This is a genomic window from Nocardia sp. NPDC003979, assembly GCF_053605015.1.
The window spans coordinates 233,171-247,451 of sequence record NZ_JBSGIJ010000010.1 but is presented as its reverse complement, the minus strand read 5'-3'; the positions used below and the strand labels follow the sequence as shown (position 1 = coordinate 247,451).

13 protein-coding genes are annotated in these 14,281 nt (G+C 67.9%); 4 read left to right on the top strand and 9 right to left on the bottom strand.

Annotation, left to right across the window (positions count from 1 at the left end; genetic code table 11):
- From ACWEVR_RS22020 to ACWEVR_RS22000, 5 genes are all read right to left on the bottom strand, one after another.
- Window positions 1–444 (bottom strand): response regulator, encoded by a 444-nt coding sequence (locus tag ACWEVR_RS22020; protein WP_357143243.1) that lies wholly within the window; start codon window positions 442–444, stop codon window positions 1–3.
- On the bottom strand, window positions 441–2,036 hold the full coding sequence (locus tag ACWEVR_RS22015; RefSeq protein ID WP_452468503.1) for a sensor histidine kinase: 1,596 nt from the start codon (window positions 2,034–2,036) through the stop codon (window positions 441–443). Before ACWEVR_RS22015 ends, ACWEVR_RS22020 begins: the two co-directional genes overlap by 4 nt.
- A complete protein-coding gene (locus tag ACWEVR_RS22010) occupies window positions 2,033–3,268 on the bottom strand; it encodes a PP2C family protein-serine/threonine phosphatase (RefSeq protein WP_452468502.1) in 1,236 nt (411 codons plus the stop codon). Before ACWEVR_RS22010 ends, ACWEVR_RS22015 begins: the two co-directional genes overlap by 4 nt.
- Window positions 3,269–3,500: 232 nt before the next feature.
- Window positions 3,501–4,421, bottom strand: a complete 921-nt coding sequence (locus ACWEVR_RS22005) for a LysR family transcriptional regulator (RefSeq protein ID WP_452468501.1) — start codon at window positions 4,419–4,421, stop codon at window positions 3,501–3,503.
- Window positions 4,422–4,455: 34 nt separating this feature from the next.
- Complete coding sequence (locus tag ACWEVR_RS22000) at window positions 4,456–5,685, bottom strand: PE-PPE domain-containing protein (protein WP_452468500.1); 1,230 nt, start codon at window positions 5,683–5,685, stop codon at window positions 4,456–4,458.
- Between the two features lie 411 nt (window positions 5,686–6,096).
- On the opposite strand from ACWEVR_RS22000, the gene ACWEVR_RS21995 reads away from it, so the two are divergent.
- A complete protein-coding gene (locus ACWEVR_RS21995; RefSeq protein WP_452468499.1) occupies window positions 6,097–6,864 on the top strand; it encodes an ankyrin repeat domain-containing protein in 768 nt (255 codons plus the stop codon).
- A 129-nt stretch (window positions 6,865–6,993) separates the two neighbouring features.
- Window positions 6,994–7,233 carry a hypothetical protein gene (locus ACWEVR_RS21990; RefSeq protein WP_452468498.1) on the top strand — a complete coding sequence of 80 codons (240 nt, stop codon included), beginning with the start codon at window positions 6,994–6,996 and terminating at the stop codon, window positions 7,231–7,233.
- 2 nt (window positions 7,234–7,235) lie between these two features.
- Here ACWEVR_RS21990 and ACWEVR_RS21985 read toward each other — a convergent pair whose 3' ends face one another.
- On the bottom strand, window positions 7,236–7,592 hold the full coding sequence (locus ACWEVR_RS21985) for a hypothetical protein (RefSeq protein ID WP_452468497.1): 357 nt from the start codon (window positions 7,590–7,592) through the stop codon (window positions 7,236–7,238).
- Between the two features lie 107 nt (window positions 7,593–7,699).
- Here ACWEVR_RS21985 and ACWEVR_RS21980 point away from each other — a divergent pair, with 107 nt between their 5' ends.
- Window positions 7,700–8,386 (top strand): ZIP family metal transporter, encoded by a 687-nt coding sequence (locus ACWEVR_RS21980; RefSeq protein WP_452468496.1) that lies wholly within the window; start codon window positions 7,700–7,702, stop codon window positions 8,384–8,386.
- Window positions 8,387–8,390: 4 nt separating this feature from the next.
- Here ACWEVR_RS21980 and ACWEVR_RS21975 read toward each other — a convergent pair whose 3' ends face one another.
- Window positions 8,391–10,439 carry a heavy metal translocating P-type ATPase gene (locus ACWEVR_RS21975; RefSeq protein WP_452468495.1) on the bottom strand — a complete coding sequence of 683 codons (2,049 nt, stop codon included), beginning with the start codon at window positions 10,437–10,439 and terminating at the stop codon, window positions 8,391–8,393.
- 88 nt (window positions 10,440–10,527) lie between these two features.
- The gene (locus tag ACWEVR_RS21970; RefSeq protein ID WP_452468494.1) at window positions 10,528–10,851 is read right to left on the bottom strand and encodes a hypothetical protein; all 324 of its coding nucleotides are present in this window, start codon (window positions 10,849–10,851) and stop codon (window positions 10,528–10,530) included.
- A gap of 48 nt (window positions 10,852–10,899) precedes the next feature.
- Between ACWEVR_RS21970 and ACWEVR_RS21965 the strand changes: the two genes are divergently transcribed.
- Window positions 10,900–11,682, top strand: coding sequence for an LmeA family phospholipid-binding protein (locus tag ACWEVR_RS21965; RefSeq protein WP_452468493.1), 783 nt, complete (start codon window positions 10,900–10,902; stop codon window positions 11,680–11,682).
- On the opposite strand, the gene rph is transcribed toward ACWEVR_RS21965, so the two are convergent.
- Window positions 11,679–14,264, bottom strand: coding sequence for a rifamycin-inactivating phosphotransferase (gene rph, locus ACWEVR_RS21960; protein WP_452468492.1), 2,586 nt, complete (start codon window positions 14,262–14,264; stop codon window positions 11,679–11,681). The genes ACWEVR_RS21965 and rph overlap by 4 nt on opposite strands.
- Between the last annotated feature and the right edge of the window lie 17 nt (window positions 14,265–14,281).

The window sequence follows — 14,281 nt, the reverse complement described above, 5'->3', positions numbered from 1 at the left end:
TCAGCGCACCCTCGGCAGCCGGACGACCTGCACGAAGAATTCGTCGATCTGCCGGATGGCCGCGATGAACTGGTCGAGGTCGACCGGTTTGGTCACATAGGCATTCGCATGCAACTTGTAACTGCGCAGAATGTCCTCCTCGGCGGCGGATGTGGTCAGCACGACCACCGGAATCGGTGACAACTCGGGATCGGCCTTGATCTTCTCCAATACCTGCCTGCCGTCGTATCTCGGAAGATTCAGATCGAGCAGGATCAGGTCGGGTGTCGGCGCATCTGCGTAGTCGCCGTTACGGTAGAGAAAGTCGAGAGCCTCCTCACCGTCTCTTACCACATGCAGGGTATTGCCGATTTTGTTGTCTTCGAACGCTTCTCTCGTCATCAATTCGTCGCCGGGGTCGTCTTCGACGAGCAGAATATCGATGGGCTGGCCGGGAACGGTCACGCGATAGCCTCTTTCCGGGCGTCGGATGCGGTGGTGGATTCGTCGAGGACGGGGAGGGTGAAACACAGGCGGGTGCCGTCGTGATAGTCGGTGTCGATCCAGATCCGGCCGCCGTGGAATTCCACGATCTTCTTGCAGACGGCCAGCCCGATACCGGTTCCGCTGTAGGCGTCGCGGGCGTGCAGGCGCTGGAAGATGACGAAAACCTTGTCCGCGAATTCGGCGTCGACGCCGATGCCGTTGTCGGCGACGCTGAACTGCCAATACGAGCCGGTGTCGTCCGGTGCGTAGGTGATCCGGATCAGCGGTGTCGAGCCCGGGGTGCGGAACTTGATCGCGTTGCCGATGATGTTCTGCCACAGCATGACCAGCAGTGTCGGCTCGCCCTCGACTCGTGGCAGCAGCTCCGGTCGCTCGATCACCGCGCCGGTCTCCTCGATGCTCGACGACAGCGCCGTGAGCCCGGCGTCGAGACTGTCGGCGAGCTCGACGGGTTCGGTGCCGTCGGATACGCGCCCGACCCGCGAGAAGGTGAGCAGGTCGTTGATGAGTATCTGCATGCGTTTGGCGCCGTCGACGGCGAAGTCGATGTACTGCTTGCCGCGTTCGTCGAGCTGGTCGCCGTAGCGTTTGTCGAGCAGCTGGCAGAACGAGGCGACCTTGCGCAGCGGCTCCTGCAGGTCGTGGGAGGCGACGTAGGCGAACTGCTCGAGTTCGGTATTGGAGCGCCGCAGTTCCTCCGCCTGGTCGGCCAGTTCCTGTTTCTGCTGGTGCAGCACCGATTCCTGCACGCGTGAGGAGGCGAGTTCGGCGACGATATGGTCGCGCATGTTCTCCACGGCGGCGCAGACGAGCGCGATGTCGGAGGGGCCGACGGGGTCGATGCGGGAGTCGAATTCGCCTGCCGCGACGCGGCGGGAGGACTCCGTGAGATAGCCGAGCGGCCGGACGACGAGGCGGCGCACCAGGACGGTGAGCGCCGCTCCCGTCACCAGGAAGGCGACCACGATGCCCGACAGCACGAGGTTGCGGGTGGTGCGGGCGGTGTCGAGCCGGCTGTTGTCGCGGGCGACGGCAGCGGTGAGATTGTCGTTCTGGTTGGCGAACCGTGATTGCAACTCGCCGAAGTAGGTGATGCCCATGTCTGTCCGGTTCGGTGCGCCGCCCTGGGCGATCACCGGCTCGGCATACGCGGTGCGCCACAGGTCGGCGGCGGTCAGCAGAGCGGTCAGGTCGGCCTGGAGTTCGGGACGGCCCTCGATCAACTGCTCGAGCCGTTCGACGGCTTTCGCCTCGTCCTGTCGGGCGCTGGTGTAGTGCGAGACGAACAGGGGGTCACCGGTGAGCACGTAGCCGCGGATGCCCGCCTCTTCGTTCACCAGCGCGCCCTGCAGTCGCGCGGCCTCGGCGGCGGCCGGAAGCGTTTGGGCCACCAGCCGGTCGGTGACGCGGTTGGTGTGTGCGATGACCTGGGCGCCCGCCACGGCGCCGACGATCACGGCGACGATCATCGAGGCGAAGACGAGCTGGAACCAGCCCTGAGCCGTCATCCGGCTGATCAACCGTTTCCGGTCGTGGGCTGTGGTCGTCACTGCGCAAGCCTTCCGTTGTCGCGCCACCGCACATAGAGGATGGCCACGTCGTCTTCCAGGCCGCCCGCGGTGGCGGCCTGGTCTTCTACTCGTTCGATCAGCGCGTCGACGAATTCGTCCGGGTGTGCGATGGGCAGGGTGTTGGCGAGTTCGAGCAGGCCGTCCTCGCCGAGGCGGCGGCTGCCGTCGCCGACGTGGCCTTCGAACAGTCCGTCGGTGAACAGCATCAGCCCGGCGTTCTCGGCAAGACTGAGCTCGTGCGCAGGCCACTGCCCGTGGCCCGGGACGAACCCGAGGGCCGGGCCACCGTCGACTTCCAACCAGCTCGAGACGCCCGCCGCGCGCCGCAGCATCCCCGGATGGCCCGCTCGGCGCACCTGAACCAGCCTGGTCACCGGGTCGAGCCGCAACACGGTCGCCGTCGCGAAGGTTTGCTCGTCGCGGCGTTCGGCCACGAGCAGTTCCTCGAGCAAGGAGAGCTGACGGGCACCGGTGACGCCGCTGAGAACCAGTGTGCGCCAGGCCAATCGGAGCGCGACACCCGTAGCGGCAGCGTCGGGGCCGTGACCCGCGACATCACCGATCACCACGTGCACCACGCCGTCGGCGTCCTGGACCGCGTCGTAGAAGTCACCGCCGAGCAGGGAGTGGTCGGCTCCGGGTCGGTACCGGGCGAGCACCTCGACGGCACGGTCGGCACCGAGCAGGGGAGTGGGCAGCAGGCCGCGTTCCAGACGCGCGTTCTCCTGTGCCCGCATCTGGCTGCTCCGCAGGGCGGCGGTCGTGCGCTCGGCGTGCTTACGCTGGATGGCGTAACGCACCGCGCGACCGAACAGTTCGGGCTCCACCCGGCCCTTGACGAGGTAGTCCTGCGCGCCTGCGGCCAGGGCGTTGAGCCCGGTCTGCTCCTCGTCGAGCCCGGTCATCACCACGACGGCGATCTGGTCGTCGATCTGGTGCAGTCGCGCCAGTGCCTCGAGCCCGTTGGCATCGGGCAGGTGCAGGTCGAGCAGGACACAATCGGGGGTGTCGGTGCGCAGCCGTTCGCCCGCCTCGGCCAGGGTGCGCACCCACTCCAGGCGCGGTCCGGCGCCGAGATCGGCCACCAGCTCCTCTACCAGCAGTGCGTCACCCGGGTCGTCCTCGACGAGCAGGATCCGGGCTGCCCGGCCCGGCAGGGCCGCGGCCTCGGTGACGAGGAGATCGGCGGCGGTTGTATCACTGCGCGGCACGACGACCTGTGGGAACGCCGATCTTGACACTCACACTGTTTCGGCGAGTGGGTCTTCTCCCGCAGGTGGACAGCCGAAATCCAGCGGTGTGCACGAATGTCTCCGATCCCGAGCGCCCGCAGCGCAAACTGGCTCCTTCAGCCGCTGGCTGGACCGAATGAGCTCTGCGATCTTATCCGATCACCGAACCGCTCGGCGCCACCCGATGCGGGGTGCCCGGCCGCCCGGTGGATCACCAGGTCGGCGCAACCTCGCGAAGACGGGTGCGGACGAGTGCGACGTGGGGGCGTTCGGTGCGAGTGGAACGGCCGACCAGGTAGGCGGTATTGATCGGCGGGTCTTCCGGATCGAGAAGCGCGACAACGGTTCCGGCGGCCAAGGCGGACGCGCAAAGATAGCGTGGCAACACGCTTACGCCACCGCCTGCTGTCACCACGGCGAGGACCGCGCGCAGGTCGGGGACGACGACGGCGGGCCTGCGCTCGAGGCGGCGCCCGAAGACGTGGCGCCAATAGCGGCGCAGGATCGGCAGATCGGGGGCATAGCTCACCAGTGGCACATGGGCGAGTGCGGTGGCGTCGCCGCGTTCGAGGCGTCCGGTGTCGATGCGAGCGGCGGTGGCCGGGTTCGCGACGAGAACGAACTCCTCGTCGGCCAGCGGTTCGGCGAGGACGGCTCGGCCGCGCGGCCGGATTGCGGAGATGACCAGATCCAGAGTACCGGTGCGTAATTCGGCGAGCAGGTCGTCGGCGAGGCCGGTTACCACCTGCAATCGCACGCCCTCGGTGATCAGCGGTGCCAGGGCGGGCACGGCAAGGGTGGCCAGCATCTCGGCGGGCCCGCCGAGCAGCACGGGTGGCTCAGGCGGCGGGTGACCAGTGGTGGTGCTGGTGACCTCGGCGAGGGCATCGAGCGGGTCCGCGATCCGGGCGGCCAGTTCGTGAGCGGCGGCCGTTGGGGAGACGCCACGGGGTAGGCGGTCGAAAAGTGTTCGGCCCACGGCTTTTTCCAGTGTTTGCAGCTGGCCGGTGACGGTGGGCTGGGACAGGCCGACCTGGGTGGCGCCCGCGGTGAGCGAACCGGAACGGTAGACGGCCAGGAAGGTCCGCAACTGAACCAGGTCGAGACTGCCATCACCGTGCCGATGCTTCATTCATCCAGTGTATTGGTGAACAAATAGCACCTGGTCAGGGCGCGGCCGGAAGAAATTCGCGGATGAGCGACACGACCGGATCGGGTGGGAGCAGATCTTCGATGTTGGCGAGGACCGTGTCCAGAGGCAGGGTGCGGTCGGTGTTGTGGGTGGGATTCTTGATCTCGGCGGTGGCGTCGGCGATGCCCTGGTCGACGGCGGCAGGGAGATCGGTGGCCAACGTCGCGGTCTTCTGCGGGTTGAGCGGCTGGTCGATCCGCAACGGGGTCGGCGCGGAGTAGTCGGTGCGGTCGTAACCGGTTTCGACGAGTACGCGCAGGGCGGGTTCGACCAGTGCGGCGGCCGGTTCGGTAAAATCGGTGCGGTTCGTGTGCTTGCCGATGGCGCGCAGCGGATACAGCAGCGGCAGCGCACCCTGAGGGTTCGGAACGGTGACATATGTTGTGTCGCCGTGGTTTTGGCAGTGCTGTGGCATCTCGTCGCAGTTCTGTTGCGCGATGAACTCGGACCGGTCCGGGTATCCGTAGATCGCGGCGCCCGCCTTCGGCTCACCTCCCGCGCCGTTGCCCTTGGGCTGCAGATAGGACGGGTGGATGAGTAGCGTGCCGAGCAGCGCGTTGGCGTCGGCGAGCACATTGAGCGGGTAGGCCGGGAAATCGGAGATGCCGTCGTACTGCATGGCGATGTCGGTGGTCGCGATGCCGGTGTCGGTGGGTGTCGGTGGCCCGAAGGTGATGTCGGCGACCGCTATCGCACCGAAAAGGACCGGGCGTTCGATGATTCCGCCGTTGGGCCGGTTCGGATTCGCGATCAGCACGAACGACAACCGGGTTTTGTCCTCGGGCGAAAGCCCGGCCAACGCTGCTTTTTCCTCACTGGCGACCGTGGAACCTTGCGAGTAGCCGAACACGGTCACGGTACCCGGCGCGCCGAGCTGTCGGCGGGTGAGCTGATCGAGTGTGGCGACCCCACCCGCGACCGAGGTGTCCCATTTCGCGGACGACGCCCCCGGCCCCTTGGACGAGATCACCGGCCACAGCGAGGCGTCGTAGGGGACCGGAACGAAATCGACACCCGGGCAGGCGTTGTCGGTGCAGCCCTGCGCACCGGGGTCGATGAAGTTCTGGTAGGCGTTGCTCTCGAAATCGCGTGCCACAGACGGGTCGCTCGTCCCGGTGCCGGGCACGATCAGCGCCGACGCCGCCGCCAAAGCCACCGCACACAGGCTCTGGACCTCGAGCCAGCCGACGCCGAGCGCCGTCACGAATGCCGCGGAAGCACCGACCCGTGCCGCCGAACGCTTCCGATGCCGACCACGCCTCTTCTGCACGTCCAAAAATCGCGCATTCGGCCTCATGGACTACCTCTTCGGTATCAGGGAGAAACCTCGGCAACCGCTGAGCAATTGTGGCAGCTGGGGCCACCGGGGTACAACCATGTGTCCGGATTGTCGGGCTACCGCTGCGGTCAGGTAGTCGGTAAGTGTGTGGATGACGTCGGTGAGTGTCGGTTCGTTGCCGTCCTGTCGACTGTCGCGTACAGCGTCGGTCGACGTAGCGTCTAACGTAGCCATCGTGGGTGGTCAGGGGCGTGAACTCGACCGGCGCGCCTGTCCACCGGGGCCGGAGCAGGTCGGCTCGCCGATGTACCGGATGCTCGGCAAAGGAGGCTCCACATGATCACCTCGATCCGCATGGCAATGCTGGCGCTCGCCGGGACGGCGGTGCTGTCCACCGCGTGCTCGACCGACACGCCCACCGAGTCCGACGCGCAGTCGACCACGCAGACCACCACAGCGGCTACGACCACCGCCGCGGGCACGACCGGCGCGCCGACGTCGGCACCGTCCGATCCCGCGCTCGCCGGACCGCTGCACGAGGCCGCGGCTGCCGACGACGGCGTTCACGTGCGAGAACTGCTCGACCGCGGCGCACCCCTGGAAGCGCGCGACGACGAGGGCCGCACGCCACTGGTGACGGCCGTGAAGAATCAGGCCACCGCCGCGGCACGAGTCCTGATCGATGCGGGTGCCGACGTCAACGCCAAGGACGACATGCAGGATTCGGCCTACCTGTACGCGGGCGCCGAAGGCTACGACGAGATCCTGACGATGACCCTCGCGCACGGTGCCGACGTGCGCAGCCTGAACCGATACGGCGGCACCGCGCTGATCCCGGCCGCCGAGCACGGATTCGTCTCGACAGTACGAATCCTGATCGATGCGGGTGTCGACGTCGACCACGTGAACACACCCCGCTGGACGGCCCTGCAGGAAGCCGTGATCTACGGCGACGGCTCCCAGAAATACCAGGACACGGTCACCGCTCTCCTCGATGCGGGCGCCGACCCGAACATCCCCGACGCCGAGGGCCGCACGGTGCTCGAGAACGCGGAGCGGCTCGGCCAGACCGCGATCGTCGAGATCCTGCGCAACCATTCCTGACCTGTGCACTCGTCTGCGGGTGACACGGCGGGGCGCAGGCGTCGTCGGCGACGATCCCGGGCGACAGCCGGTTACGCTGGACCGGTTGATCGCAGAGGTAGCACTTTCCACCACGAGAAGGGGCTCACGTTGTCGACTCACACTTTCGCCACCGCCGCGGCGGTCGGAGTTCTCACGGTCCTGCTGGCAGGCGGTGCGGCGAGCGCCCATCCTGTCCAACCCGTCCAGCCCCCGGTCGCCGCCGCCCAAGACGAGGGGACCGTCGTCGACGAGGAGAAGGAGCCCGGCGGAAAGGGTGAGGGCAAGGGGAAAGGTAAGGGTAAAGGCAAAGGGAAGGGAAAAGGTAAGGGCGGCAAGGGAACCGAGTAAGGTCAGGGCGCGTCGAGCACGCTGACCGGAACCCCGTAGGGCAGGAAACGCACCCGACGATGCTCATCGGTGTTGTCGCGATGGGCCCGCAGCGCCTCCAGTTCGCTCGGAAACACCTGATCCACCCGCGCCTGCCCGTCCTCGTCGATGGTGTAGATCGCCCACACCCCGCCCCCGGTGTCCCCGGTGGTCTCGGGTTCGGGCGCGTGCTGGGGCCCGGTGAACTGCCCGAACAGCGAATTCAGCACCGACTGATCCAGGAAGCCCCCCGCCTTCCCGAGCAATCCGCGGATCTCATCGCCGGCCCCACGCAGAACCCGTTCGAAATCATCGGCATCGAATGGCCTGTCATCCGCCATGGTCAGTCCTCCTCGGAACATCGGCGTATTTGTTCCCAAGTGTCCTCGCCGAACGCGCCACGCGCCATGAGCCCCGTCGGCGGCCACTGTCTCGATAGGCTCTGCGCATGCTGACTGCGCTGCTCTACGGGCTGGGAACCGTGGTTCCGCTGATGATCGGGGTGGCGATCGGCGTGCGGTGGACGCTGCCTCGGCCGGTGCTGGCGACCCTGATGGCCTTCGGCGCGGGAACGATGATCGCGGCGGTGTCGGAGGAGTTGTTCGCGCCCGCGTTCCGGCGCGACGGGGCGGTGATCGCGGGAATCGCGCTGTTCGCGGGCGCCGGGATGTATGTGGTCGCCGACCATCTGATCGAGAACAAGCTGGGCGGGGCCGCGATCGGGTGGGCGCTGTTGCTCGGCACGGTGCTCGACGGAATTCCCGAGAACACGGCGCTGGGTGTGTCGTTGGTCGGGGGTGGGGGACTGGTGCTGCTGGTCGCCATCGCGGTGGGCAACGTGCCCGAAGCGGTGAGCGCGGTCGCGTTCCTGCGCGACCAGCACGGATTCTCACCGGGCCGCACGTTCGGCCTGTGGGCGATCACCTCGGCCGTACTCGTCGGGGTCACCGTGCTCGGCAACGCGCTGGCCGACTCCATCTCCAGCACCGCCATCAGCGCGGTGCAGGCGTTCGCGGGCGGTGCGACCATCGCGATGCTCACGGATTCCCTTGTGCCGGAGGCCTATCGGGAGGGCGGCTGGTGGGTCGGAATGGCGACAGCGGCCGGCTTCTTCGTCGCCTTCGCAATCGGATGAGTGCTCACCCTCGCACCACGGTGGCCGGGTCGAGGTCGATGCGCCGCAACCACTGAGCGTTCAGCGCGACCACGATCGTGGACGCCGACATGAGCAGCGCCCCGACCTCCATCGGCATGGTGACACCCCACGGCGCGAGCACACCGGCGGCCAGCGGCACGGCGATGATGTTGTACCCCGCCGCCCACACCAGATTCTGGATCATCTTGCGGTAGGTGGCCTGTGACAGCTCGATCACCGAGACCACCGCGCGCGGATCGTCGGAGGCCAGGACCACACCCGCGGAGGCGATGGCCACGTCGGTGCCCGCGCCGATCGCGATACCCACATCGGCCTGCGCGAGAGCGGGCGCGTCGTTGACACCGTCACCGACCATGGCCACGGTGTGCCCGGCCTCCTGCAGCGAACGCACCTTGTCGCCCTTGTCCTTCGGCAGGACCCCGGCGAACACCTGGTCGATATCGAGCTGCTCGGCGACAGCGCGGGCCACCGGTTCGGCGTCACCGGTGATCATGGCGACGTGGATGCCCCGGCGATGCAGCGCCTGGATCGCCTGCGCGGATTCGGGGCGCACCTCGTCGGCAAGGGCGAGCGCGCCGATCAGCTCACCGTCGCGCAGTACGTGCAGCACCGTCGACCCCTGCGCGGACCAGCGGGCGGTGGTCTCGGCGGGCTCGAGGTGGTGGCGGTGCAGCAGGGCGGGACCGCCGACCTCGATCGTCGAACCGTCGACCGTCGCACGCACACCCACACCGTTGTGGGCGGTGAACTCAGTGGCGGCGGGGACGTGGATACCGCGTTCGGTCGCGGTGTCGACGATGGCGCGTCCGAGCGGATGCTCGCTCTCGGATTCGGCGGCCGCGGCCAGGGCGAGAACTTCGTCGTCCGCGAGGCCCGACCGGGTGGCGGTGGTTCCGACGACGGCGGGCGCGCCACGCGTGAGGGTGCCGGTCTTGTCGAACAGGATCGCATCGACGGTGCGCATCGCTTCGAGCGCACGGCGATCGGTGATGAGCACTCCGGCTTTCGCGGCGCGTTCGGTGGCGATCGACACCACGAGCGGAATCGCCAGGCCGAGCGCGTGCGGGCAGGCGATGACCAGCACGGTGATGGTCCGGGTGACGGCATCCTCGGGCCTGCCCAGCGCCAGCCAGACGACGGCCGTGATCGCGGCGGACCCGGCGGCGAACCAGAACAGCCAGCCCGCCGCCCGATCGGCGAGCACCTGAGCGCGGGAGGAGGAATTCTGGGCTTCGGCGACCAGCCGCTGGATGCCGGCCAGGGCGGTATCGGCACCGACGGCGGTGACGCGTACCCGCAGCGCCGAATCGGTGGTGACCGTGCCCGCGACGACCTTGTCGCCCGGTTCGCGGCGCACGGGCCGCGATTCGCCGGTGATCATGGACTCGTCGACGTCGGCGCTGCCCGACTCGACGAGCCCGTCGGCGGGTACCCGACTGCCCGGTCGCACGACGACGCGGTCACCGGTGCGCAGTTCGTCGACCCGGACGGTGTCGGTCGAGCCGTCGTCGCGGACGCGTTCGGCCTCGTCGGGCAGCAGCGCGGCCAGCGATTCCAGCGCGCTCGAGGCCTGCCCGAGCGAGCGCATCTCGATCCAGTGACCGAGCAGCATGATCACGATCAGCAGCGCCAGTTCCCACCAGTAGTCGAGCTCGTGGTGCAGCACGCCGAGTGTCGAGCCCCAGGACGCGAGGAAGGCCACGGTGATGGCCAGCGAGATCAGCAGCATCATGGCGGGTTTGCGCGCCCGGATCTCGTCGACGGCCCCGGTGAGGAACGGTCGGCCGCCCCAGAAATACATGACGGTGCCGAGCACCGGCGACACCCACCGCAATTCCGTCGGCACGGTGTAGCCGACGAGTTCGGCGAACATCATGTCGGCGGCGACCACCGGCACCGCCAAGGCAAGCATCACCCAGAACAACCGCCGGAACATGGCCACGTGGTCGCCGTGCTGATGACCCGAAGACATGTCGTGGTGCTCGTCGTGGATCGTGTCCGAACCGCTGCCCATCCGGTGGTCGTCGGCCATGACGCCGACGCTACCCCCGAGCGTCGCGGGGGCCGCACAGGAAAACGCCCCCGACCTGACACAGGCCGGAGGCGTCGAGCGCGATGGGCTAGTGACCGCGTTGGTCGGTGAGATTCAGGCCTTCCTTCGCCTTCACGCGTCGGTGTTCCAGCAGCAACCAGGCGACACCGGCGACGGCCAGCGTCGCGGCGGCCACGGCGGCGATAGCACCCCAGCCCGCGAAGCCGTATCCGGCGGCCGTCAGGCACAGCCCGAGTGCGATCACGGCCATCGCGCACAGGATGATGCCGGGGAAGTTGTACCCGTCCTCGAGGCCTTCACCGGCGTGGCTGCGGGTGGTTCGGGCGTGGTCGGGGAACTCGCGCCCGGTGCGGCGCGACATGGGGGAGCGTTGATGGGCGGGGTACGCCATGGTCGATCCTTCCCTCCGATGGACTGCGTGTGGACGGCAATACCCACTGTGTCGCGGTCCAATCGGGCCGGACGAACCGGCGCCCGCGCCGTAGCATGGGCGACCACCGGCTACACCGGTGCGGCGAAGGGATTGAGCGTGCGCACGTTGCTGACGTTGCTGATCGTGGCGGCGATCGCGCTGGTGGTCGGCGACCGGGTCGCGCTCGTGCTGGCACAGAACGCGATCGGACGCCAGATCGCCGCCGAATACCAGCTCACCCGACAGCCCGATGTCGACATCCCGGGTTTCCCGTTCCTCACCCAGGCGCTCGACGGCCGGTACCCGGTCATCGACATCGCGGTAGGCGACTGGACCGGCGACGACATCACCGTGCGCGACCTCGATGTCACCCTGCGCGATGTGTCCGCACCGCTGGGCGATGTGCTCGGCAACCGGACTTCGAACCTGGTCGCGGCGACGGCCACGGCGACGGCCGTCGTCCCCTACGACGTCGTGCGAGGGTTCGCTCCCGACGACGTCGAGTCCATCGAATTCGGGTCGGACGGTTTGAGCGTGGCGGGCCGGTTCCCGGTCGCCGGGATCATGGTGCCCGCCACGGTCATCGTCACCGTCGCACCGACCACCGACGGTATCGAGGTGACGCCCGTGTCCGTGCGTCATGCGGCCGGGGGTCCGACGATTTCTCTCGGCCTGATCCAGCGGAGCCTGACCTTCGTCGTTCCCTTGCAGAGCCTGCCCCTCGGGGCACACATCACCGCGATCACCCCGGCCGCCGACGGTCTGCACGTCACCGCGGCGGCCGAGAACGTGCGTCTCGCCGACGGCTAGGTCAGGATTTCTACATAGCCGTCGGTGCCGTTCACCCGGATGCGCTGCCCGTCGCGGATCAGGTCGGTCGCGTGTTCCACCCCGACCACGGCGGGTAGCCCGTATTCGCGGGCGATGACCGCGCCGTGGGTCATCAGGCCGCCCACTTCGGTGACCAGGCCGGCGATACCGACGAACAGCGGGGTCCAGCTGGGGTCGGTGTAGGCGGTGACGAGAATGTCGCCCGCTTCCAGATCGGCCTGACCGATGTCGAGGACCACCCGGGCTCGCCCTTCGATCGTTCCTGCCGAGACCGCCATGCCCGGCAGGGCACCCTCGGGCAGATCTTCGCGTCGATACGCGCCGGTCACCGCCTCACCGTCGGAGGTGAGAACCCTTGGCGCACTGAGCGTCCGGAAGGTATCGAACGCATCTCTGCGCTGGGCTACGAGGGCCTGGTCCGCATGCTGGACGCGCACCACCTCACGCAATTCATCGAACCGCAGGTAGTAGATGTCGTCGGGTTCCTGGAGTACACCGGCCGCCACGAGTCGCTCGGCTTCACGCGACAATGCCTGCTTGTACACGAAGTAGCGGCTGACCATGCCGTACTTCGGGTACTCCCGGTAACCGGCGAAGGTGCGGACCCGGTCGATCATCCGCTCGGTTTCGGAGGCCTTGCTCTCCCCGTCCGGCAGCGCACGCAATTCCCGCAGGATCCGTGCCCGCTGCGCTTCGGCGTCGCGCAAACCGTCCTCGAAACGTTCTGTGCCCGCGCCGTTTTCGAAGTTGCGTACATTACCGAGGATGGTCGGCACGAGAGTGGTCGGGTCCTCGCTCCACCGTGTCCGGGTGATGTCGATTTCGCCGACGCACCGCATGCCGTACCTGTCGAGGAATTCGGTGATCGCGACCCGCGCCGCGGGCCCGCCCGAACGCTGCTCGAGTTCACCGAGGAAATCGTTCGTGCCGTTCTCCTCGACCGCACGCAGATACTCGATCACCTGCGGGTGCGGGCGGATGGCATCGGCGACATCGAGCAACGCCAATCCCATTTCCGAGGTCACATTGCCCGGCACCGACTGGGTGAGCGCATCGGCGGCGTTCTTCTCCCCGAGCCATTCGCCCAGGCGATCGTTGAGCCATTCGGTCGCCTCCATGGCGGCCGTGATGATCTGCAATCCGCGCGGGGAGAACAACACTCGGCGCAATTCCGCGATATCGGCGTGGATGAAATCGAGCAGGGCCGACCCGGACAGGGGAGCGATCTCGCGTTTCAGCACGGCGAGCGAGGCCTCGCAGTCGGCGATCAGTTCGTCGACGATCGCCGCGTCGGTGTCGATCGGAGCGGGTGCGGGCGGCGCGGCAACCGGTTCGGTCTGCGGCACAACGGGAACGAAGCCGCGCTCGAGCACGGTGCGCAGCGCGTCGCCCATCAGCGGATCGGACTTCCCGAGCGCCTCGGCCACCGCGGGACCGGCCGTCGGCGAGGCCAACCGCTCGGTGACATCGACGAACAACCGCCCGCCCGCGTCCCGCATCGCCGCGTGACTGGTGAGCTGCCACAGCGAAATCCCGAGTGGTTTCATGGCGTCGGTCATCATCTGCTGATGACCCACCGACACATACACGCGGTGGGCGTCGTCGGCCGCCTCGGGAATCGGGAACAGGGTGGTGATCGGCCTGCTCTGCACGAGCCGGATCTCGTCGTCGAGACACCACTCGATGTCCTGGGGCGAGCCGAAATGCGCCTCGATGCGCCGACCCAATTCGGCCAGTCGCAGCACCTCGGCATCCGAAAGCACCGGTTCGTTGCGGCGATCCTCGTCGATATCGCGCACCTCGGTGCCGCCCGAGCCCACCGGTTCGACGGCGATCTTCTTGGTGGCGATGGTCTTGCTGATCTCCTCGTCGCGCACCTTGTACACATCGGCGTTCACCAGACCGGAAACCAGTGCCTCGCCGAGACCGAAACCGGCGTCGATGGAGACGACGGTCCGATCCCCCGTCACCGGGTCGGCCGTCATCAGAATGCCCGACGCACGCGGGAACACCATTCGCTGCACCACGACCGCCATCCGGATCATGCTGCTGTCGAACCCGTTTCGCAGGCGGTAGGTCACCGCCCGGTCGGTGAACAGCGACGCCCAGCACCGGCGGACATGATCGAGCACCTCCGCCGCGCCGATCACATTCAGGTAGGTGTCCTGCTGGCCGGCGAACGACGCGGTCGGCAGATCCTCGGCCGTGGCGCTGGAACGCACCGCGTACGCGGCGTCGGTGCCGAGCCGGGCATGTGCGGCGACGATCTCGGCCGCCACGTCCTCGGGCACCGGCAGTTCCTCGACAGCCCCGCGGATCGCCGCACTTGCCGCGGCGATCCCCGCCCGGTCGTCGGGCGAGAGGGCCGCCAGTTCGCCGATCCGTTCCCGGACCGCCGACGCGCCTGCCAGCGCCCGATCGAACGCCTCGGTCGTCACACAGAACCCCTCGGGCACCCGCACCCCCTCGATGCGCGCCAGCTCACCCAGGTTCGCTCCCTTGCCCCCGACGATTCCCACCTGCGACCGGTCGATCTGCCCGAACTCGAGAACAACACCCATAACCCACTCCTCACCTG